The sequence below is a fragment of the Corynebacterium sp. HMSC034H07 genome (assembly GCF_001815175.1).
In the GTDB taxonomy this organism is placed as follows: domain Bacteria; phylum Actinomycetota; class Actinomycetes; order Mycobacteriales; family Mycobacteriaceae; genus Corynebacterium; species Corynebacterium hiratae.
On the sequence record NZ_KV819532.1, the window covers coordinates 1 to 22,275 of the forward strand.

21 protein-coding genes and 1 pseudogene are annotated in these 22,275 nt (G+C 58.9%); 7 read left to right on the top strand and 15 right to left on the bottom strand.

From position 1 onward, the window contains the following. A partial coding sequence (locus HMPREF3009_RS08590; protein WP_198531128.1) for an NAD(P)-binding protein occupies positions 1 to 470 on the top strand: 470 nt, incomplete at its 5' end. Between the two features lie 77 nt (positions 471 to 547). Here HMPREF3009_RS08590 and HMPREF3009_RS08595 read toward each other — a convergent pair. The 3 genes from HMPREF3009_RS08595 to HMPREF3009_RS08605 all read right to left on the bottom strand — a co-directional run bounded on the left by HMPREF3009_RS08595 (position 548) and on the right by HMPREF3009_RS08605 (position 4,284). Next, a complete protein-coding gene (locus HMPREF3009_RS08595) occupies positions 548 to 2,050 on the bottom strand; it encodes a collagen-like protein (RefSeq protein ID WP_070512790.1) in 1,503 nt (500 codons plus the stop codon). Between the two features lie 367 nt (positions 2,051 to 2,417). After that, complete coding sequence (locus HMPREF3009_RS08600; RefSeq protein WP_070681359.1) at positions 2,418 to 3,827, bottom strand: TetR/AcrR family transcriptional regulator; 1,410 nt, start codon at positions 3,825 to 3,827, stop codon at positions 2,418 to 2,420. Between the two features lie 250 nt (positions 3,828 to 4,077). After that, complete coding sequence (locus tag HMPREF3009_RS08605; RefSeq protein ID WP_070510775.1) at positions 4,078 to 4,284, bottom strand: antitoxin; 207 nt, start codon at positions 4,282 to 4,284, stop codon at positions 4,078 to 4,080. Between the two features lie 480 nt (positions 4,285 to 4,764). On the opposite strand from HMPREF3009_RS08605, the gene HMPREF3009_RS08610 reads away from it, so the two are divergent. Next, on the top strand, positions 4,765 to 6,066 hold the full coding sequence (locus HMPREF3009_RS08610; RefSeq protein ID WP_083306680.1) for a site-specific DNA-methyltransferase: 1,302 nt from the start codon (positions 4,765 to 4,767) through the stop codon (positions 6,064 to 6,066). A gap of 10 nt (positions 6,067 to 6,076) precedes the next feature. On the opposite strand, the gene HMPREF3009_RS08615 is transcribed toward HMPREF3009_RS08610, so the two are convergent. Continuing rightward, entirely contained in the window at positions 6,077 to 7,066 is a 990-nt protein-coding gene (locus tag HMPREF3009_RS08615; protein ID WP_082254485.1) for a CE1 family esterase, read from the bottom strand. A gap of 109 nt (positions 7,067 to 7,175) precedes the next feature. Between HMPREF3009_RS08615 and HMPREF3009_RS08620 the strand changes: the two genes are divergently transcribed. From HMPREF3009_RS08620 to HMPREF3009_RS08640, 5 genes are all read left to right on the top strand, one after another. Then, positions 7,176 to 8,018: a class I SAM-dependent methyltransferase gene (locus HMPREF3009_RS08620; protein WP_070681361.1), complete on the top strand. Its 843-nt coding sequence runs from the start codon at positions 7,176 to 7,178 to the stop codon at positions 8,016 to 8,018. A gap of 87 nt (positions 8,019 to 8,105) precedes the next feature. Next, complete coding sequence (locus HMPREF3009_RS08625) at positions 8,106 to 9,044, top strand: ABC transporter ATP-binding protein (RefSeq protein WP_187357519.1); 939 nt, start codon at positions 8,106 to 8,108, stop codon at positions 9,042 to 9,044. Between the two features lie 12 nt (positions 9,045 to 9,056). Continuing rightward, on the top strand, positions 9,057 to 9,854 hold the full coding sequence (locus HMPREF3009_RS08630) for an ABC transporter permease (RefSeq protein ID WP_070510779.1): 798 nt from the start codon (positions 9,057 to 9,059) through the stop codon (positions 9,852 to 9,854). Next, the gene (locus HMPREF3009_RS08635; RefSeq protein WP_118783641.1) at positions 9,851 to 10,960 is read left to right on the top strand and encodes a sensor histidine kinase; all 1,110 of its coding nucleotides are present in this window, start codon (positions 9,851 to 9,853) and stop codon (positions 10,958 to 10,960) included. The genes HMPREF3009_RS08630 and HMPREF3009_RS08635 overlap by 4 nt, the downstream gene beginning before the upstream one ends. Before the next feature lie 2 nt (positions 10,961 to 10,962). Next, positions 10,963 to 11,571 carry a response regulator transcription factor gene (locus tag HMPREF3009_RS08640; RefSeq protein WP_070681364.1) on the top strand — a complete coding sequence of 203 codons (609 nt, stop codon included), beginning with the start codon at positions 10,963 to 10,965 and terminating at the stop codon, positions 11,569 to 11,571. A gap of 30 nt (positions 11,572 to 11,601) precedes the next feature. Here HMPREF3009_RS08640 and der read toward each other — a convergent pair whose 3' ends face one another. The 11 genes and pseudogenes from der to steA form a co-directional block, all read right to left on the bottom strand. Beyond that, entirely contained in the window at positions 11,602 to 13,230 is a 1,629-nt protein-coding gene (der, locus tag HMPREF3009_RS08645; protein WP_118783642.1) for a ribosome biogenesis GTPase Der, read from the bottom strand. Beyond that, a complete protein-coding gene (gene cmk, locus HMPREF3009_RS08650; protein WP_049154964.1) occupies positions 13,223 to 13,933 on the bottom strand; it encodes a (d)CMP kinase in 711 nt (236 codons plus the stop codon). The genes der and cmk overlap by 8 nt, the downstream gene beginning before the upstream one ends. Next, entirely contained in the window at positions 13,933 to 14,850 is a 918-nt protein-coding gene (locus tag HMPREF3009_RS08655) for a pseudouridine synthase (RefSeq protein WP_046649236.1), read from the bottom strand. Before HMPREF3009_RS08655 ends, cmk begins: the two co-directional genes overlap by 1 nt. Before the next feature lie 85 nt (positions 14,851 to 14,935). Next, a complete protein-coding gene (gene scpB / locus HMPREF3009_RS08660) occupies positions 14,936 to 15,550 on the bottom strand; it encodes an SMC-Scp complex subunit ScpB (protein WP_070681366.1) in 615 nt (204 codons plus the stop codon). A gap of 16 nt (positions 15,551 to 15,566) precedes the next feature. Next, entirely contained in the window at positions 15,567 to 16,364 is a 798-nt protein-coding gene (locus HMPREF3009_RS08665) for a segregation and condensation protein A (RefSeq protein ID WP_070510785.1), read from the bottom strand. A 9-nt stretch (positions 16,365 to 16,373) separates the two neighbouring features. Next, positions 16,374 to 17,246, bottom strand: coding sequence for a ParA family protein (locus tag HMPREF3009_RS08670; RefSeq protein ID WP_046649257.1), 873 nt, complete (start codon positions 17,244 to 17,246; stop codon positions 16,374 to 16,376). Between the two features lie 185 nt (positions 17,247 to 17,431). Further along, entirely contained in the window at positions 17,432 to 18,520 is a 1,089-nt protein-coding gene (locus HMPREF3009_RS08675; protein WP_070546328.1) for a hypothetical protein, read from the bottom strand. A 45-nt stretch (positions 18,521 to 18,565) separates the two neighbouring features. After that, a pseudogene (gene xerD / locus HMPREF3009_RS08680) lies at positions 18,566 to 19,443 on the bottom strand (site-specific tyrosine recombinase XerD). A 41-nt stretch (positions 19,444 to 19,484) separates the two neighbouring features. Then, positions 19,485 to 20,123, bottom strand: coding sequence for an NUDIX domain-containing protein (locus HMPREF3009_RS08685; protein ID WP_070510790.1), 639 nt, complete (start codon positions 20,121 to 20,123; stop codon positions 19,485 to 19,487). After that, a complete protein-coding gene (locus tag HMPREF3009_RS08690) occupies positions 20,124 to 21,083 on the bottom strand; it encodes a copper transporter (RefSeq protein ID WP_070510792.1) in 960 nt (319 codons plus the stop codon). Beyond that, on the bottom strand, positions 21,083 to 22,267 hold the full coding sequence (gene steA, locus HMPREF3009_RS08695) for a putative cytokinetic ring protein SteA (protein WP_070510794.1): 1,185 nt from the start codon (positions 22,265 to 22,267) through the stop codon (positions 21,083 to 21,085). The genes HMPREF3009_RS08690 and steA overlap by 1 nt, the downstream gene beginning before the upstream one ends. Positions 22,268 to 22,275: the final 8 nt, after the last annotated feature.

Sequence of the window (22,275 nt, forward strand, 5' to 3'; positions counted from 1 at the left end):
GACACTGCTACCAAATAGCCGGTCGCAACATCCTCGGCGTAGGACGGCTCGGCCTTTCCTGTTACAAGGAGCTCGTCGACGTCTACGGCGCCAATGTTTTGGGAGTGGAACACGATCCAGCACGAGTTCGCCATCTCCAAGAGAGTGGCTACAACGTCGTGGAGGGCGATGCAACAGATATCGACTTCTGGGAGCGCGTCAAGGACAGCCACCAGATCGATATGATTATGCTCGCCATGCCGGCCCAGCACGCGAACGTAGACGCCGTCAAGGAAATCTACGCTTCCCGCATCAATACCGAAGAATGCACCATCAGTTCGGTGGCCATGTACCGTGAAGACGTCGAGGACCTGCAGGAGCTCGGGCTCAGTGTCGTTGTGCACTTGCAGGACGGTGCCGGCGAATCCCTAGCGGAGCGAACTTTTACGGAGAATCAGCTACGGCACTTGCGCAACGAGGGCGAGCTTTAGAAAACGTCCTCCGCGGCATCCAGCCCGCTCCCTGCTGAGACCGGCTCCTGTGTCCGGACTCAGCGTCCAATGGGAGCTTAGCTGTTAGCACGCCACGGGATCCCCTCCTTGGGCAGGTAGCCCAAGAGGTAGAGGTAATCCATCGCGCCCAGAATAGAAACGACGAGACCGCCACCGAGGATAGCTGCGAGGAATGTGTAGCCAGCCATGGAGGAGGAATCGACGTCCTTTCCGTCTTGACCGTCTTTGCCATCCTTCCCGTCAGCGCCGTCGCGGCCATTTAGACCGTTAAGACCGTCGCGCCCGTCCTGGCCATCGACGCCATCGCGGCCGGGTGCGCCCGGTGCACCGTTGGCACCGTCGCGGCCATCCTTGCCGTCGATACCATCCTTACCGTCTTTTCCATCGCGGCCTGGTTCACCGTCCTTACCGTCTTTGCCGTCCTGAGCCGCAGCACCGTCGGTGGTAGAAGTCGAGGGTTCGGTAGTCGTAGGCGTCTCAGACTCCGATTCCTCGGGCTCGGTGGTCTCAGAAGGGCTCGGCGTTACTGAGCTAGACGGCTCAGAAGACTCGGGGGATTCTGAAGGCTCAGTGGTATTAGACGTCGAGGGAGAAGCGGGCTTGTCGTTGCTTACCTTCTTACCATTGAGCATATCCGCACACTTCTGGCCTGCCGGTGCGTTAATCTCCGCGAGCGCAGAAGCGGAAGCCGAAATGCCTGAGAGCGTAGACTCGATCTCCTTTTGCTGGGTCTCGCTCAATTTCAAATCCTTGGCAGCGCTGGCACCTGGGAAAAGACCTGCAATGGTGACAGCGGCATTGAAGATCTTCAGAACGGTGGCCACACCAGTGCCAAAAGCACCGTCAGCAAACTTGATGAGGCCAGAAACGGTCTTCTTGGCGGCATCTGGATTCTTTAAGTCCACCTCTGCATCAGTGTTATCAATCTTGGCGATGGCCATGCCTTGCGCGCGTGCGAGATCCCAGGTGACGTCCTTGTCTGCCTCACCATCACGAACAAGTTTGGCAATTCCCTCCCACGAGCTTGCGCCAATCTTCTTGATGAAGTCAGAAGGCACAAGTTCACCGACGACTGGGATTACTTCCCACACCGTCTGGAGCAGCTTGTTTCCACCGTCGTAGAAAGCCCGTGCAAGGTCCAGCTTGCGCTCGAGAATCTCGCCTTCTTTACCTGGGGCATCGGTGATCTCACACACCAATTTGCCGTTCTTCTCTACGACCTTGATAGTCGCGTCAGCCGTCGATGCCTCGGCGGTTTCCAGCTCATCGCGTGTCTTTGGCTTGCCGGTTTCCGCGCCGTAGAAGCCAAAGTCGTTGTCTCGGGATTCACGCTCCAACTCCTCGATGGTGTTGTCGCCAGCGTTGTTTGAATCGATCAGGTTGCCGTCTGCGTCGAAGGCGGTGCCATTGACGTCGACAGTGTCAGCGCCGGACTGTTCGTGGACAAAAGACGTATCGCTCGGCTCCTCAACGGCGAAGGTCTGCGGGGCGACAATAACGGAAGAAAAGGTTGCTACGGCCACTGCGGTGGCAACGATGCGAGAGTGTAGGGAACGCATGCGAAGTCTTTCTTGCAAGTTGATGAGCACACACTTAACACAGTGAGCTAAGTGCTTAAGGTTCGGACGTGGTCACCATACAACCGTCGAAATATATTTTCTACATTTGAGTAACTATTCGTTACCCCCGTTTGGAAACCCCCAGTTCAGCATCAGTGCAGTTCACAGCGTCAACATCGTTGACAATACGATTATCTTACCCCCATCACCAACGGGTAACTTGCGGATAGACGCCGAGTTTAGCCGCCGACACCCCGGCCCTCCCCAGGTGCCAATAGAAAGAACTACCCGCTTTCTCATTAAGAAAGCGGGTAGAGAAACGGCGACGATGACGCGCCAAGAGGCAATCCTCAGTTACGTTGCTGCATTAGTCAGTCGTTCCACTAAGACTGCGCATGATGCCACCAAATTCAATGTCCATGTAGTGAGTGAGAATCTCGAAAATATAGTCTGAATCAAATCCACGCAAGGGCCCCTTGGTACTCAGCATGGCTAGACCATGAGCGCCCGCCCACACGGAAATTACCAATGTGAAAAGAACCCACGGGGTGCGCGGCCCGTCAACTTCATCGATTGCCTCACGCATGAGAGACATAATGAAGCCAAAAGCCCGTCCAAATTCGCTAAAGTCACGTTGGAGCTCAACCGCTTTGTTCGCGTTCGGCAAAAAGTCGTCCTCGAAGGACATGGGAACAATCGGCCCAGACGCGATCTTGATGAGAGCTTCAAAGCCCTTCGGATCAGCCAGCGCATGCGAGACGTAGCCGTACCCGGTGGCCTTAATCTTGGACATTACTTTAGCGTCTTCCGGAAGCGCAGCTACCTGCCGGAAAATGAACTCATAGTTGACCTTGTCCAAATACCGCTCAAGGAAGCTGGCCAGCTCTTGATCGCTTTCAATCAGGTGCTCAGCTTCCTGCACACTAAGGCCCGCCCGCTTCGCAGCACCACCGATATGAAGGCCGGTAACGCCGTGGTCAAGCGCCTCCTCAATAGCACCACGCAGCAACGCCGTACGCTGTTCATCCTCGGTTCCCCGTGGGTAATCCTTGGCCTTTGCTACCAACGCTTCCGGCTGCTCTCCCACCAAGCCATAAGGAATAGTGCGCTCGACGCGCTCTCCCCTAAAGAATGGGTAGAGGCCGACGCTCAGGGTGTCCATAACAGCGCCGAATGTCTGTTTTTTCGCTGCCGGCGACAGGTAACGCAGGATTCCTTCAGCTGCCAGTTGCGTCACGCCGTGTAGGTGGGAAAAAATCGACAGCGCCGACAACAAGGTTCCACTAACATCAGGATCTACTCCGCCAGATTCCTTGATAGCCTCCTCGGTCAACTCAAAAAGAATCTGCATGATAGGACATATTTCGACATCCCCATCAGAATTAACAAAGTCCTCTACAGTAACGCCGACCCGAGGAGTTGCATGAACCGCAAAAAATGCCGCAAAGGCAGAAGGATCCTCCACCGCGAAGGAGAAATACGCCAGCGCCGTGGCGCGAAGCTTATCCACGGCCGTCGCATTCTCAGGCAAACGCTGGAGATGCAGATCAACGACTGAGGTCAGCGCCTCGTTCAGGGTGCGCTTGGTTTCCTTTACAAGCTCAGCTTCAGAGGCAAAGAGCTCTTGGGCTTCCGCTAGCGGAACATCCACTTGATCGGCCACCTCCCGGAGGCGCACCTCATCAATGCCCGCTTTGGCAATAACCCGACCGGCCTGCTCAATAAGGAGCTGGCGCGAGGGTTGGTTACCTTGTTCCACACCTACTGAAGTAATCACAGAATTCAGCTTACCTAGGAAACAATCACTTTTAGGCTCATAAACAAAGGATAGGAATATGCACAGGTTTTCTTAAGCTTTCGCCCGCACTGTAAGACAATCCACCCCGTCACCCCAATTTCAAAGTATACGTTGCTGTAAAACTTATACAGTCCCGCCCGCTATGCGGACGGGACCCCTGAGCGTTCAGGCTACGTGTCGCACAATGCCGGGACCTTGATGTGGCTCGGAACCAAGCGCGACAATCGCTTTACTTCTGCTCATCCCCCTGAGGAGCCTCAGCGCCCTGGTTGCCAATGCGCTCATCGAGCTGGTCGCGAGCGGAGTCAATCTTATCCGCCTTATCCTCGCCCAGCTTGCCCTTAGCAAGATCTGCACCCTTATCCAGTGCGCTATCCGAAATCTGCTCGCCCTTATCGGAGTTCAGAGCATCCTTTGCCTTGTCAAAAATACCCATTACTTTGTTCCTTCCTTAAGTAAATACTGCCCTAACAGTGGTGACCCTCACGGCTCGAATGTGCCGAATACTGCGTAATGCCGGCGACAGTGGGAGACGTTAGCCGGCTCCCCGCGCGACAAGCACGTGCGCTACGGTCGCCACATTCAAGCTGAGCGCCATCACGTCACCCCACCGTACCGACGAGCCGTACTCTTCGCCACAAACGTTGTAAATCGTTATACATCTAGAGCACGAGTTAAAGGAAGACTTTCACACACTGAGAGTTCTCAGAATCATCCTTAAAGTCTACCCCCTCCGGTTACCCCTTTTCGTTCAACAACTTGGCGCGTGCCGCCACTCTCTCATTTGTGAACCCTTGTACTCTGGGACACAATTCACATGTGCTCATTCTTGCCGCGTCGCGCGGCACGTGCTGCACAACGTCATTGACCGCTCACTTACCTTTAAAGATCGAAGTCGAAACCTCGGCGCACCACAATGCCTTCCTTTCATTCTCATTCCGCACACCAATCCGCTGCCCGGCACTCTGAAGAGCTGTCTTCCTCTGAGCTACACATTCCTTCAGTCCCACAAGGCAAATCGGTCTTTGGCCTTGTGTGGCCGGGTAAGGAACAGGCTGCGGCGCAGGCCACGAAGAAGGCCACTCGAACAAGAACACTGATGAGCGGTCCTCATTCGGCCCCCAACAGCGTGACGGTGGCAGATAATCTCGACGCCTTAAAGGATTTCATTGCACAGGGGATGAGAGCGGACATCATCTACATTGATCCGCCCTATAACACCGGCAAGGATTTTGTCTACCGCGATAATTTCCGTCAACGCCGAGAGATGCGCTCAGAGCACTTTGGACAGTGGCATGCCGAGTGGCTTTCTATGATGTTGCCACGCTTGATCCTGGCTCGTGAGGTGCTCGCCGATACCGGCTTCATCATCGTGTCCATCGGTGAGTCAGAAAGCGCTCACCTGCGCCTACTACTCAACGAGGTTTTCGGTGAGGACTGCTTCGCCGGGCAATTCATTTGGAAGAAGGGCGGGACCGGGAAGAATGATTCCAAATATGCGGTTCTCGAGCACGAGTACATCCTTTGCTATGCCAAGTCACCTTCAAATGCCGGATTCAACCTGGACTTGGAAGCGCACACTTCAACCCGCTATAACCACAGCGATGAGAAAGGGAATTATTCACTCGTGCGGTTGGATTCTAAGACCTTGGGATACTTACCAAGCCTCGACTTTCCCATCGTTGGCCCCAATGGCCACGAATATTGGCCGCACCAGCCGGAGGGCAAGTCGGGCGTCGCGCGGTGGCGTTGGGGTAAAGACAAGGTCGCTGAGCATTATGAGGAGCTGGTCTTTCGACGCGGCTTTGTCTACACCAAGAACTACGAAAAGAAGGGTGCGCGTCCCCGTTCCATTCTCGATGGAGAGCGTTTTGGGGTAACCCGAACAGGCCGTCGTGACGCCGAAGAAGCACTTGGTGTCACGGGAGTCTTCGACTTCCCCAAACCTGTGCGCCTCATCAAGCATCTACTGTCCATCACCGGCGGCACGGACGCGGTAGTCCTTGATTTCTTTGCAGGCTCAGGAACCACTGCCCAAGCCGTCGTTGAGCTCAACCGCGAGGATAACGGTCAACGCTCATTCCACTTGGTCCAAATACCCCACCCCACCGAGCCGTCTAGTGCCGCGCGCCACGCGGGTTTTGAAACGGTCGCGGATATCTGTCTAGCGCGGGTTCGCTCCCTCGATACTCCTTGTGCGCATTTCACCTTGAGGTGATAGCCCGGCTCTAGGCCACATTATGCTCTTCTGTGCCTTCGGGCCTGCCAGGGATTCCGAAGAAATCTAGCACCGCATCGGTGGCGAAGCCTTCGCCCACCTCAATTTTCGTGGAGTTGTTACCACCCGGCCACACGTGAGATCCCCCCTCAATGCGGATGTGCTGAAGCGGAGCCTGGCACCCAGTCCACGTCTCTCTGGTCGCACCGTTTGTGAGGCGCACCGACTCGACGTCGCCGCGGCACTTGTTGCGTTTCTGATGCTGCCCGAGCACCTCTGCAACGGAAGAATAAGCCGTGCCATGACGCACACCGCCTTCATAGTTGACCACGGGATCCTTAGTTCCGTGAATGTCCAAACGGCCTACCGGACGATCAGAGCAATCCGTATGGATTCCTTCGTAGTATGCAGCTGACACGGTAGCTACTGAACGAAAAGTCCCTGGCATCCGGCACGCCAAGAAGGCCGCAAACCCTCCGCCATTAGACAATCCAGCCGCGAAAATGGCATTGTCGTCCACCTCATAAGTGGCCCGCAGGCTATCCACGATGGTGCGCACAAAGTCGAGGTCTTCTTCCGCGCTCGTCACTGCGTAAGGTGCTGGGGCCCACGCCGCCTTCTCCCCAGCAGGGTAAGCCACGATGGCATCAGCAGCATCAAACTGGCTGTACTTCTCCATATTCTCAGGCGAATCCGTATACCCGTGGAAAGAAAGCAGCACCGGCCACGCGCGCTCCGGGGTGTAATTCTCAGGCACGTGAAGTAGGAAACTGCGCCCAGAGGCTAGCTTCATCTTCTTTGTGTGCCCCGGCTCAGGGCCGACGAGCATGGGCGCTACCGGGATACCGAGATCATTTGTCCATGCTGCTTCAGGTGTCGGGGATGTCGGGGCTTCCTGGGATGTTCCACACGACGCCAACGCTAGCGCGCAGACAGCGCTGGCCGCTAGACCGACGAGCGTGTGCACTGGGCGCGGCCATGCTGTAGACGTTTTACCCATTGTTCCCCCTCACCACTCTCACTTCTGCGCGCCAATAAATCCTCGTCCACCTTAAAACATCGCACCGACATCTACGAACCCGCAGCGCCACGGTAAATTTGAGAGCATCATGTGCTCCTCGCCTTCCGAACCATCTGTTTCCTCCAGCGCCTCTCCCGCTCACCCTCTGCCCGAGCACTACCCCAGCTACCGTCGGGCTTCGGGGAAGGAGGCGCCCAGCTTCGGCACTGCCCAACAACGCAGGCATTCCGCGCAAGCTTTTAGCGAAGGCGCGGAGACCTACCATGACGTGCGCCCGGGTTACCCACGCGAAGTGTCGCAGCTCATCGCTTCTGCGCACACAGTTCTCGATGTTGGTGCAGGAACCGGCAAACTTACTGAATCCCTGACCAATTCCGTCGTCTATGCCAGCGATCCATCCCCCGACATGACGCGTGTCCTGCGCCGGCTCGGGGTGCCGTGCTGGCGCGCCACCGCCGAGAACACAGCGCTCGCCAGCTCCTCCCTTGATGCCCTCACCTGCGCGCAAACCTGGCATTGGGTCGACGTCGACAAGGCATGTGCAGAATTCGACCGAATCCTTCGGCCGGGTGGCAAGGTCCTTTTGGTATGGAACACCCTTGACGTCAATGCAGACCCGTGGATCCTGCGTCTTTCCCGCATCATGCACTCCGGTGATGTCCACCGTCCCGGCTTTTACCCATCCTTTACCGCGCCGTGGACACTGCGTGAGGAGCTGCGCCTTACGTGGGAACACGAGCTCGCCCCTGAGGACCTGCATGAGCTAATGCATACTCGCTCGTATTGGCTTCGCAATGGGGAAAAAATCCACGAGCGCATGACCTACAACCTCAATTGGTACCTCTATGAGCACATGGGTTTTAAGCCCGGCCAGGTCCTGCGTATTCCGTACCGAACTGATGCTTTCGTGCTGGCGCGCTCAAGTGAGTAGCCACCTCCGTCAACCATGACAACTGTCATCCCGGATTCGTGACACCCTGTCTACGCTGTGAAAACCTTCGCGCCATAGCGTGAAGGTATGAGCACGACACGTACCACCCCACCAGCAATCGACGTCACCGCTGTAAGCAAGACCTTCAACGCCTCCTCCCGCAATCCTGTGCGCGCGCTTCACGACGTCTCTTTTAGCATTCAGCAAGGTGAAATCGTCGGCCTCTTAGGCACCAATGGCGCCGGCAAGACCACGCTGCTTGACCTCATCCTGGGGCTGACCACCCCAACCTCAGGGTTTATTAGTGTGCTTGGCGCCTCTCCATCTCATGCCTCTAAAAGTGGGCGTATCGGTGCCGTCATGCAATCTGGCGGCTTATTACCGGAGATAACCGTGAAGGAAACCCTTGAGCTTCTCGGTGCCGCGTTTCCCGTCCACCGCCCCTATCAGGAGATCATCGAGCGCGCCAACTTGGGCTCTATCCTCTCGCGCCGCGTGGGCAAGTGCTCTGGCGGCGAGCAACAACGTCTGCGCTTCGGGCTGGCCTTGTTGGGAGATCCGGAAGTGCTGCTTCTCGACGAACCAACCGCAGGCATGGACGCCGGCGCCCGCCGTCATTTTTGGGAGGCCATGCACGAGGAGGCTAACGCTGGGCGAACGATTCTTCTCACCACTCACTATCTCGAAGAGGCAGATACGTTTGCCCAACGCATCATCATGCTCAACAGGGGCGAGATTCAAGCTGATGACTCCACCGAGGAGATCCGCAATGCAAACGCCACCCGTACCATCCGTGCCAGCTTCCCCGACGGGATTCCGGACAACCTCGTGACCGGGTCTTTTCCAGGGGTGCTGTATCAAGAGCACACAGACACCGGCCTGTCCATCACGACCCGAGACTCTGATGCGCTTGCTCGCTACTTACTCACCGAAACCACGGCCCGGGACATCACGATTTCCGGCCATAGCCTCGAAGACTCCTTTATGGAGCTCTCTAACGCTTCCCCCGACACGACTACCCCATAAGGAGACCCCACGATGAGCATCAACAATGCCGTAACTCCCACGCTCGGGACAACCCTCAACTACGCGGCCCACGACCTTAAACGTCTGCGCCGCGACCTGCCCACGCTCTTTTTCAGCATCGGCCTGCCAATCATTTTCTATATCCTCTTTGGCGCGATGCAAGAGTACGGCGACATCGAATTCAACGGTGGGAATGTCGCCGCACTGGTCATGATCGGTATGGCGCTCTATGCAGGAGCCACTGGCGCTGTGGGTGCAGCCGGATCTATGGTCGCAGAGAATCGCGCGGGTTGGGGCCGCCAACTAGCGTTGACTCCCCTTCGGTCTTCCCAGCTAGCCGTTGCCAACTTTCTCAACATCGCGGTTCGCGCCATCCTGCCCATTGCCGCTGTCTTCATTACCGGTGGGCTGACCAAGGCGTCCATGCAGCCGGACCAGTGGACGCTAGCTTTTCTCATAACTGTTGTCTGCGCCATTCCCTTCGGCTTCTACGGCATGGCCTGCGCTATGCTCATTCCCTCGGAAAACACCGTCTCCGTAGCGACCTCGACCATCGTCATACTTGCGTTTGCCGGGAACGTATTCATGCCGCTGAAGGAATCGCTGTTGGAGGTAGGTCGCTTCACCCCAATGTATGGCGCGCAAGCGCTTGCCCGTTGGCCCCTTTCTGAAGGCTCCCAGATGATCAATGGCGAACGCCTCTTCATTGAGGACCCGCTCTGGTACGCATACGTTAATATCGCTGTATGGACGGTGGTGTTCGTCGGGCTATGCCTGCTTTTGCACAAGCGCGACAAGGAGCGAGCATGATGCGGAACTTCAGACCACGTGACGCTGCTTTCGCCGCTGTCTGGCTCATCTTTCTCCTACCGGTGCTGCTGCAGATCCTCCTCCAGCCCAGCTATTCCACCGCCCAGCGAACCTGGGCGGTTATTATCACCGCGGTGTTTTGTGCTGCTTACCTTGTCTCTTTCGGTACGGTGCACGACTATCCACGTGGGTGGTCCCATAACCATCGAGTAGCTATCCGGTGGGTTATTCTCGCGCTGATCGCGCTTGCCGCCGTCCCTTCTCACGGCGCCTGGATTGTGGTCTTCGTGCCCTACCTCGGGGCCTTGGTAGCCTTCACTTTGCCTCTCAAAATCGCAGCCGTGATCATCACGGTCACTGGAATCCTAGCTAGTATCCCTGTCTGGTTGTTCGATCGCCCGCGCTTCGTTGACCTCGCAATCATTCTCTTCGGGTGGCCCCTCCTTATTTTGGCGCTCGGTGCTCTCTCCCAGCGCGAAGACACCGAGACAGCTTTACGCCACGACCTAGATCTGTCTCAGCAACGAGAGGACATTGCCTCCGATATCCACGATCTTCTTGGCCATACCCTGACGGCTATCAATCTCAAGGCCGAAGTGGCCCGCCGGCTCATCGACCGCGACCCTACCAAGGCCGCTGCCGAGCTCGAGGAGATTAGCTCCCTTTCGCGGTTATCGCTTGCTGAGGTTCGCTCCACCGTTACTCGGATGAAGAATCCCACCTTTGCTGGCGAAATTCAGGCCGCGCGGCGCATCCTCGAAACCGCCGGCATTGAGGCTTACTTACCTGAGACACTTACTCGGCCACGGGTTCATGAAGATCTATTCTCGTGGGCACTGCGCGAGCTGACCACCAACGTTGTACGTCATTCGGGTGCCACGCAGTGCTGGGTGATTCTCACTGAAGATTCCCTCCAGGTCACGGACAACGGCAACGGCTTCACGGAGGATGCCACGCATGCGCTGGCCGCCGGCCTCACCGGCCTCGCTGGCCTTCGTCACCGTGCCGAAGCTGTCGGTGGCGAGGTCATTACTCAGCGTGCAGAAGGTTTGACCACGGTCCTCCTCGCCTTGGGCGGCCACCGCCAGATTCAGCAGGTGCGATAGTTATGAGCGAACACATCCGCGTACTCATCGCCGAAGACCAATCCCTGGTCCGAGGCGCTCTCACCGCTTTACTGAGTACCGAACCCGACATCGACGTCGTTGCCGAATGTTCCACCGGAGCTAAGGTCGCCCCGCTCGTGGCTGAGCATCACGTAGACGTTGCTTTACTTGACATTGAGATGCCCGGCATGAACGGCATCGACGCCGCAAAGTCTATCGCCGCCACTCACTGCCGTAGCCTCATCGTCACCACGTTTGGCCGTCCCGGTTACGTCAAACGGGCCCTCAACGCGGGCGTCGATGGCTTCCTCGTCAAAGACACTCCCCCGGAGGAACTCGCCGATGCTATCCGCCGCGTCCACTCAGGTCTGCGTGTCATCGATCCGCAGCTTGCTCAGGACATACTCTTCACTCCCGACAACCCGCTAAGTGAACGGGAAATCGAGGTGTGCCGCCTACTCGTTCGCGGTCTCGGGTCCGCCGATATCGCAGCACACCTCCATCTCAGCGGCGGTACGGTGCGCAACCACGTGTCCGCCATCATGACGAAGACGCAGGCAAGCAACCGCTTTGAGGCCGCGCGGCACGCCGAGGCCAACGGCTGGATTTAACCACGCATGGGGCCACCTCGCAGGTGGGTGTTAGCGGCGCTGACGGCGCTCGCGCACGCGCACCGCGATGCGCACCGGTGAGCCATGGAAGCCGAAGCGCTCGCGGAACTTGCGCTCCAGGTAACGGCGATAACCCGCATCCAGGAAGCCGGTCGTAAACAGCACGATCGTCGGCGGCTGCGTGGAAGCTTGCGTGGCAAAGAGCACGCGCGGGAGGCGGTTGTTGTTCATCGGCGGCGGATTCGCGGCAATCGCCTCACGCATCCAGTTGTTGAGCTGACCAGTAGACACGCGCTGGTCCCAGCTCTCGAGAGCCTCAATCATGGCAGGCTCCAGCTTCTGCAGGGCGCGGCCGGTCTCCGCAGAGATATTCACGCGGGTCACCCACGGCAAATGACGCAGGTTCTCATCGATCTCGCGATCCAAGTAGTAGCGGCGATCCTCGTCCACAAGGTCCCATTTGTTGAACGCAATAACCAGAGCCTTTCCGGCTTCCAAAATCATGTTAAGGACGCGCTGGTCTTGCTCGGAGACTTCCTGGGAGGCGTCGATAAGCATGATGCATACCTCGGCCGCATCAATCACGCCGCGCGTACGCAGCGAAGCGTAGTACTCATGGCCCTGCGCGTTCTTGACCTTCTTGCGTAGGCCCGCGGTATCAATGAATTTCCACAGGCGCTGATCTAGCTGCACCAAGGAGTCAACCGGGTCGACCGTCGTGCCGGCGGCATTGTCCACGACGGAGCGTTCCTCCGCCGTCAGCTTATTCAGAAGCGAGGACTTGCCCACATTCGGCTTGCCCACCAGCGCCACGCGGCGAGGCCCGGAGGTAATCGAAGAATGGCGCGGCTCCTCCGGGAACAAACGCAGGATCTCATCCAAAACGTCGGCGCCGCCCCGGCCATGCTGGGCTGAGACGGGCCACGGATCGCCCAAGCCCAGCGCGTAGAACTCAGCCATGTCTGCGTACATGGTTTCCGAATCGAACTTGTTGGAGACGAGGATGACGGGCACCTCAGAGCGCTGCAGCTTTCGGGCCATGACCGCATCGGTCTCGGTGATGCCCACCTTGGTGTCCACCACGAACACGATGACATCGGCGGTCTCCATAGCCTGCTCTGCTTGGCGGGCGATGGCGGCGTGGATGCCCTTGACGTTCGGATCCCAGCCACCGGTGTCCTGAACGAAGAAGCGCTGGCCGTTCCAGTCCGCCACGTAGGAGACGCGATCACGAGTCACACCCGGGTGGTCCTCCACCACAGCTTCACGGCGTCCGAGGAACCGGTTCACCAGGGAGGATTTGCCCACGTTTGGGCGGCCGACCACGGCGACCGTGCAGAGGTTTTCCTCCGTGTGCTCCTCGCCCACGCCAAAGGCGTGAGATAGCGCCTCCCACTCTTCTTCGCTGAGCGGGGTCTCACCTTCGGCGATATCTTCATCCTCGCCGAAATCGGCTTCGCCGAACTCCGAGTCGTCGAATTCCGACTTATCGAATTCATAGTCGAAGTCCTCAGAATCGAAATCCTTCTGCGCCCACCCGCCATGCGGATCGCGCACGACCTCTTCCTCGAGCTTGCCTACCGGGTAATGAAATTCCGTCTCGAATTCTTCCAGCTGCTGTTCGGGGTTCACGTTTGGGTTCTGCGGTCCATTAGTCATGTGAGGCCTCCTTTGCGGCCGATTCTTCGACGACGGCGATGAGGGCATCGAGGACCTCGTCTGGGGTCATCTCAGAGGTATCCACGAGCACGGCGTCCTCGGCTGGGCGCAGCGGCGAGGTGGCACGGGAGGAGTCCGCAGCGTCGCGCCGCTCGACGTCGGCAAGCACGGTGTCAAAATCCGAGTCGATGCCCGCCGCACGGTTCTGATCGTGGCGGCGCTGCGCGCGGACCTCGGCACTGGCCGTCATGAAGGCCTTAGCGGGAGCATCAGCGAGCACCACGGTGCCGATATCGCGCCCCTCCACGATCGCACGGTGTGCCTTCGCGGCAAGGTTCCGCTGCAGCTCCACGAGGTTCTGGCGTACCTCCGGGATGGCAGATACTGCCGACACGTTGCGGGTTACCTCGTCCTCGCGGATCACCCGGGAGACATCCTCGCCGGCAAAGATAACCTGAGTGGAATCCGGATCATCGGAAACCTCCAGAGGCAGGTTTGCGGTTGCGGCAATGACAGCGTCGGTATCCGCTGGGTCCACGCCCGCGCGCAGCACGGCAAGGGTAGCCACGCGGTACATGGCGCCGGTATCGACATACTTCGCGTCGAGGCGCTTGGCCAACGCGCGGCAGGTCGTGGACTTTCCGGTGCCCGACGGGCCATCCACGGCCAGAACGAGTCCCTGGTTTGGCATGTTTGAAATCATTACATCCCCACCGCCTTGTACAGGCTGGTTAATTCGTTGGAGTTCAATGCGCGCAAGGAGCCGGGCTTCATATCACCCAACTGCACGGTGTGAAGCTTGGTGCGCACGAGTCGCTGGACCGGAAAGCCGGCCTCCTTCAGCATGCGGCGCACGATGTGCTTGCGGCCTTCGTGCAGCTCAAGACGCACCAGCGAATAGCCCTGGTTCTTGTCCACGATCTGCACATAATCCGCCTTCGCCGGGCCGTCTTCTAGTTCAACGCCCTCGCGCAGCTGGCGAACCAGCCTCTTATCGGCCTCACCCAAAACGGTGGCCAGGTAGGTCTTGGTGACCTCGTACTTAGGATGCATGAGGCGATTGGCCAGCTCACCGTCGTTGGTGAGCAAAAGAAGGCCCTCGGTATCCGCATCGAGGCGCCCGACGTGAAACAGGCGCTGGCCTGCCACGACCCGATCCGCTACGACATCGCCCACGCACGGACGACCCATGTCATCCGACATAGTGGACTGCATGCCGCGGGGCTTGTTGAGTACGAAGTACTGAGTTTCTTCGTTGACGTTGATGCGTGTGCCATCGACGCGGATCACGTCCGTGTTGGGGTTAACTCGGGTGCCTTGGGTGATGATGACCTGACCGTTGACCTCAACGCGGCCCTCATCGATGAGAATCTCTGCATGGCGGCGGGAGGCAACGCCGGCCTTGGCCAGCACCTTCTGGAGGCGTTCGCCTTGGTTCTGGGAATTCTTCTTAGCTTTACCGTCTACCAGCCAGTCCGCGCCCAAGTCGCGGGCGACGGAATCGGCGGTGGCCTTCTTCTTTACATGCTGATGGCGGGCCGGCTTAGCGTTCGAGACAATCATGTCGCTGTCTCGCTTTTTCTTGTCCGGTGTGCCATCGCGGCGAGCGGGTGGAGTCACGGATGTGTCCTCTCAATAGTTCTTCAATTTGCGGCGCGCGGAATCACGCCGTTGTCCGGCCGCAATCCTACCGCACGGTGGGCCTTTATGAGTAGTCCTCATCGATCTGCTCGATGTCTGGCAGCAGCGGCGCGAGGTCTGGAAGACGCTCGAGGGAATCGATTCCCAGAAGCTCCAGGAAAAGCTCAGTGGTTTCATACTGGTGTGCGTTGCCGACTGTCGGCTCGGGGCTTTCGATCTCTCGAATGAGCCCGCGCAGAAGCAGCGTGCGGACAACGCCATCGACGTTGACACCGCGAACACCAGCGACTTGGGCGCGGGTGACCGGCTGGCGGGAGGCGATGACCGCGAGGGTTTCGAGTGCGGCGCGCGAAAGCTTGGTTTGGGTCCCATCAAGCACGAACTGCTCGACGGCGTCCGCATTTTCTTTGCGGGTATAAAAACGCCATCCTTCCGGTGTCTCACGCAGGTCGATGCCAGAACCACGCTCGGTGAGCTCACGCTCCACTGCCCGCAAAGTATCTCTGACAACGGAGACCTCCGCATCTACCACGCGCGCCAGCTCTTCCGCGCTGGCGGGCGAATCGATGACCAGAAGGATCGATTCGAGGCGTGAGCGCAATTGCGGGATCAGCGGAAGAGCCGCCGGTGCGCTCGGCACTGGGGCCTCACTGTGTACTGCGGGTGACGTGTCCTCCATGAGTCGGTAGCGTACCTTAATCCCAGTTCGCCGCCGCAACAACGGCCGGATCCACGTCGAGCCCTGTCCACGACAATTCCAACGGGCCTAAGGATTCGGGTTGGGACGCATCCACAGCCTTGGCTTTGTACAGCTCCAGCAACGCCAAGAAGCGGCCCACGATTTCCATGGAAATGGTGCAGTCCCGCGTTAACGCATCAAAGCTCATCCACTGCCCTGTGCCTAACAGCTTGAGAGTGGTGAGGATTTTTCCAGCCTGTTCCGGCACAGAGACCGCGACCTGGTGGATGTGACCGGTCGCGACTTCCTCGGGAGGCTTGGGGCGGAATACCCCGGCGGCGAGCTCCGCGAACGTGGCTGGGGTGTGTCCAAGTTTGACAGGTGGAAGAAGCTCGCTGAAGCGCTCCTCCATCGCCACCGCACGTGGATAGCGGCGCTGGGCGCCGCGCTGCCACTGCGCAAACTGGTCAGCGACCTGCTTATAAGCCTTATACTGCAGCAACCGCGCGAAAAGCAGATCTCGGGTCTCCAGCAGTTCGAGGTCCTCAAGGTCATCGACCTCGCCGCGCGGCAATAGACGCGCCGCCTTCAGATCCAACAGCGTAGCGGCGATGAGCAGAAATTCCGTCGTCTCGTCCAGGTCCGCGGTCTCCCCCAACGCTCGGGTATAGGCCACGAACTCATCGGTAACCTCAGACAGCGCCACCTCGGTGACATCTAGCTTCTTCGCTTGAATGAGCTGGAGCAGCAGATCGAACGGACCCTCAAAATTGCCCAGCGCGATGCGAAAGCCGGTGATCTCCGGTTGGGTCATAATAGGCGGCTAGCCGTTGGCCCGCTCAATGACCTCTTTAGCTAGGTCGCGGTATTGCTTGGCAGCCTGCGAGCTCGGTGCCCAAGTGGTAATCGGCTCACCGGCTACCGAGGTCTCTGGGAAACGCACGGTCCGCGTAATCACCGTGTCGAAGACCTTGTCCCCGAAGTACTCGACTACCCGGTCCATGACTTCGCGGGCGTGGCGGGTGCGACGGTCAAACATGGTGACCAGAATGCCCATGATCTCCAGGTCGAAATTGATGCGGTCAGCAACCTTCTCCACGGTGTCGGTCAACAGCGCGAGGCCGCGCAGGGAGAAGAACTCGCATTCCATCGGGATAATGACGCCTTGCGAGCAGGCCAGCGCATTGACCGTGAGCAGGCCTAGGGAAGGCTGGCAGTCAATGATGATGAAGTCATAGTCCTTGCGTACCGGGCGCAGCGCTCGGGCCAAGGTGTGCTCGCGGCCCACCTCGTTGACCATCTGAATCTCTGCGGCGGAAAGATCAATGTTGGCCGGAACCAGGTCGAGCCCCGCAACGCCGGTGTGCACGATGGCAGAATGCACCGAGACCTCACTATCGAGCATGACGTCGTAGATAGTGTCCTGAATCTGATCATGCGTCAGCCCTAATCCGGCGGACAGAGCGCCCTGCGGGTCCAAGTCAACGAGGAGGACTTTACGCCCCAACTCCGCCAAGCATGCTCCCATGTTGATCGTGGATGTGGTTTTCCCCACTCCACCTTTCTGGTTGCACATGGAGATAATCGTGGCGGGGCCATGCTTTTCCAATGGCTCTGGTTCCGGAAGCTCCCGCAGTGGCCGGCCGGTCAACCCGACCTGTGTTTCGGAGGCCTCAAACAGTCCCTCGTCGCTCACAGTCACACCTGCTTCCTTGACCTGTACGGCTCTAGTTAGGCCATCTTCGCGTTAGCCCTGCGGCACTCACCGGCGCCGCACTCTTACATCCTTGTGATTATAGGGTACCCCCTTGAGCACCCGCATCGCGATTATAGCCAGCAAAAGCCGCCGCATAAAGCCTGGAAGCTAGACTACGAGAGGTTTTACTTCCGGTTCGAACGGAACCGACGGAGTGCGAACCCAGCGACCAAAGCGATGATGCCGAGTGCCGCAATCCCCGCTATCACCGCGCCGGCGCCAAGGCCTGTATCAGTGCCTGACTCTTCGCTAGCTGTCGTGGCGCTGTCGCTATCAAGCTGCTGCTCTGGAGGCACGTCGGTGGTGTTCTCTCGGGTTGGGTCTGTGAGTGTCACCACCAGCTCTGCCGACTGGGTGTCCTCGTTGATGAACTGCATGATGAAGGGGTTGTCGGGTTCCATGCCCTCTGGGTAGGTCAGGGTCATGGTGCGCGAGCCCTTATCAATGTCGCGTTTCACGCCCTCGATAAACTCCCCTTCCGCGTTGAGATAACGCAGCGTGACGCCTTCATCCTCAAGATGCTTGAAACGGTTGTAAAGGTCCAGTGCTTGTTTCAAACCTAGCTTGGCGTGAATGGTCTGGCCTTCGATGGTGGATTCTAGGTTGACATAGGACGTGTGGGAATCATCCACGCCTTCCCAGCCACGGCCCGTACGGAGCGGTTGCGCGTGGCCGGTGCTGGAACTATCCGCACCGGTCACCGCTCCGCCATCGCTTGTATCGTCTGTGACGTCGCCGTTTCCACCCAGTTCTTCGTTACCTTGCTGGTTCTCTGCGTCCCCCGGCCCCGGCTGGCCACCACCAAGGCGCCCCGGATCGACACTTTCGGCAGCGTCGTTGAGTTCCTCGGCGGTGACATCGGCGTCAGCAACGAGCACGATGGTCATGGTCACGCCCTGATAGGTCACCGGAACGGTAATCTGTCCACCTGCTGGCGGGGCCGTCACCGTAGCAGTGCCACCTGAGGCGCTCACATTCCACCCATCGGCAGCCACGGAGACGTCGACAGGCACCGGCAGGGAAACCGTCGTGGTTTGTCCAGCCGGCACGGGGATGGTGGCATCCTGAGCATGGGCAACTGCCGCGCCGAGCCCGGGGATCCCGCCCTTCGCGCTCACCGGGTTGGCCGCAACACCGGCAAGTGGAAATACGGTGAGCGCGAGAGCAATCGCAGCCCCGCGAAAGGTCCGGGAAGCGCGAGCAGATGAAGTCATAGAAATCCTTTTCATTGATGTAAATCGAACTGAGTCTAGGCGCCTTTAGGCGCGTGGATGAGCAGTACGCCACACCTCGCGAAGCGAATCCGCAGTCACGTGCGTGTAAATCTGCGTCGTCGTCACGGAAGAATGACCCAGCAGTTCCTGAACTGTACGCACATCCGCACCACCCTCCAGCAGGTGGGTAGCAAAGGAGTGACGCAGGGTGTGCGGAGAGATGTTGGCGCTCAAGTGCGCGCGCTGTGCAGCGGACTTGATGGCGGCCCATGCGCTTTGCCGTGACAGGGCCTTGCCCCGGGTGTTGAGGAATAGCGCGTGAGAGGCTCCAGTTGCTAAGACCGGCCGTGCCCGCACGAGGTAATGCTCGACCGCTCTTACCGCGTGCGAACCCAACGGAACGAGGCGTTGCTTATCGCCCTTGCCGCTCAGCAGCAGAATATCGCGCACGGTCGTCGGCCCCTCAGCCGTTACGTCATCCACGCTCAAGGAGATCACTTCGGAGATGCGCGCGCCCGTGCCGTAGAGAACCTCCAGCAAAGCGCGATCGCGGATGTCTATGGGGGTTGCGGATTCATCAGTGGGAATGGCGTTGAGCAAAGTCTCGACGTCCTCCACGCTGAGGGTCTCCGGTAGCGCTTGGGCCCGCTTGGGCGGCGAAACCTCCGCCGCGACGTCTTCTTCAATCATCCCCTCCGCGAGCGCAAATTTATGCAGCCCACGCGCGACGATCAGCGCTCGACTGGCCGAGGACTGGGCGAGGGATTCACGCAGGTACATGAGGTAGTTCTCCACGTGCGCGCGAGAAACCTGGCGCAAATCCGTGATCCCAGATTCCGCTAGCCACGACACGTAGCGATTGATGTCACGCCGGTAATTACTCACCGTGTTCTTCGAGGCACCTTTTCCACCATGAGGTGCATCAGCCACGCTTGCCCAGCGGCGGCAGCGGGAGTCGTGCTGCTCACAGCTTCTTCAAATCCGGTCCGGTACGCCGGCTAGCCAGCGACTGCGGCCGCAACTCGAAAGGTGAATCAACCGGCCGCGGTGTGCGTCCTTCACGCACACAGGCATAGGCGGCGAGAATTCCGGCCACTGCAATAGAGTTCACAATCTCGCCGGCGAGGATACGATCGACGGCCTCCGCTAGCGGCACCCACGAAAACCCCATGTCGGCTTCTTCATCACCTGTGGCCTCGAACTTGGCGACGTCCCGCAGCCCACGCGCCACGAACACCCGTACGGCTTCTTCACAAAAGCCCGGGGAGGTCACCAGATCGGTCAACACACCCCAGTCCTCGGCGGCCAGTCCGGCCTCCTCTTGGAGTTCGCGTTGTGCGCCACTGAGTTCATCTTCACCTTTGACGTCGAGCAAACCGGCTGGCAGCTCCCACAGGCGTTTGCTCACACTGTGGCGGTACTGCTCCACCATGGCGACTCGGTTGTCCTCATCCAAAGCCACAACGGCCACGGCACCGAGGTGCTCGACGATCTCCCGCTGCGCCACGACATCTCCCGGCATCACAACGTCATCACGGCGGACGGCGATGATGGGGGCGTCGACAAGCAGCTCGCTTCCCACCGTACGAAACTCGTGTGGCATTTAGAGATCCTTCGGCAGCGCCGGTGCTGCGCCCTCGGCATTCGCTGCAGAACCGTACACGCCGCGGCCGCCATCGAGCTGCTCCTTGACGGCCAAAACGCTGGCCATCTGGGAGACCGGGTGGTCGATGGAGTCCACGGTGCTAATCCCAGTCTTGGCCGCCCGGAGCTTTTCCAACACTCCGCCATCCCCTGCAGACTGCACACGCCCGGCATACACCATGGCGGCGTCCGCGGACTCGAAACCTTCCAGGAACTTGACGGTGGTGTCGATAGCGTACTTCTTGCCAGCGCTGTCTTCGTCTTCTCCCGGTGTCAGGCCGCCGCCGACGATTACGACCGCCTGAGCGGGCAGGATCGTGCCATCCTTGTAGTCGATGTAGCCGGCATCGCGCAAGGCACGCAGCAAGGTCGCCCGATCGTCGACGGTGGCAAGCGGTTGGGTGGTCTTAGCATCCATCATCAGCCCGGCAGCAAGCGCTTGGCCGGCATGAGTACCGGCATCGATCTTCTTCTTATCGAGCTTCGCCCCTGCCGGCAGCGTGGTGGTGACGAGGGACAACAGCTTGTCTGCGGATTCCTGGGCCAGGAATTTTTCGGTCAGCTTGATGCTTCCCGCGTCGGTGGAATCGGCGGAGCCGAGAAGATCCTTCACAGCCGTGACATCGGCATCATTGGCGTCGGGCATGCTGAGTACCATGACCGGACGCTGGACTAGAGTGCCGTCGACGACGTAACGGCCGAGGTCCCCCATCACGGAATCAGCGGAATCCAGCTGGGCCTTCGCAATGTTGTGGTCAAGCACCAGCTTGCTGTATTTTTCTCGGACCTCGTCGTTGGACTCCCCACCGCGCCCCGGGGTGGAGTCCATGTTCGGTGCGATGACCAACGTGCCCAACGCAACACCAATGGCTGCACCGAAGCCAAGGCCGGTGACAATCAGGGATTTAGGCGAACCCATTATTTAAACCACCCCTGCACGCTCAACGCGAAGTTGTTCCACGTATCGATCAGGTTCTGCAGGAATGATTCATCGCCACCCAGGCCCACGATGAGGATGACCACGGCCAGCGCCACGAGGATGCCCAGCAGCGCCCACAGCCATCCCATTGCGCCGGAATTCGGCGCGGCGTAGAGGTTGATGACGGCGTCCGCGTCCACGAGGCGCGTACCTGCCTTCATATGGCATAACAGGGCTGCGGGCGTGGCAGTTGGCTCGTTGGCAAAGATGTCATCGAGATCGAGGGCGCCCCCAACCTGCACAATCATCTGCGCTTCGTGGTAGTCCGCGAGCAGGAGTGCAAGATCCGTTGCTGAGTCTGTCGCAGCCGGGAATGTCATCGCGCCGATTCCCAGATCCTGAATGCGCTCGAGTCCTTCCGCAGTGCCGTCCGGCTCAGCTGGGAGAATAACTTGGGCACCACTGCGCAGGGTTTCAGAGCTCACTTCCGAAGGATTTCCCACGATGAAGTTAGGCTGATAGCCCAGCTCAACCAACGTATCTGCGGCAGAGTCGACACCGATGATGACGGGTTCATACTCGCGGATGAAGTTGCGCAGCAGCGTGAGCTTTTTGCGGTGCTCCTCAGAGGGCGACACCACGAGGACCTTGCGTCCCGCCATGACGGAACCAGCATCCGGAACGCCAAGGCCATCGATGAGGAGCGGGCCTTCGGAGTGGATGAACTCGATGGAATTGCCAAAGTAGGCTTCCATATGGTCGATAAGTTCGCGTTGCGCGGAGGAGAAGTTCTTCTCCGCGCGATCCCGGGTAACCACCGTTCCAGAAGACAGCTGGGTATCCCCCACATACACCGTCCCGTCCTCGGTAAGACGCGCCTTCTTCCCGTCCTTGAAGTTGCTGACGAAATCTTGGCCCACGCCCTCGATAAGGGTGACGTCGGCGTCGAGAAGCATGTGCGGGCCATAGTTCGGAATGGAGCCGGTAGAAAACTCCGCCACGTTAATCACAGCAGCTGGTTTCATATCCACGAGGGTCTGGGCCTCTTGGCGGGAGATGTTGGCGGCGTTGATGACTGCGAAGTCACCGGCGCTGAACTTCTTCATGCCCTTGCCACCCGGGGTGCAATCACGCAGCGCGCCGTGTTCTCCAGGCAGATCGGTGTTACGGGAAAACAGACTCATGCCTGACA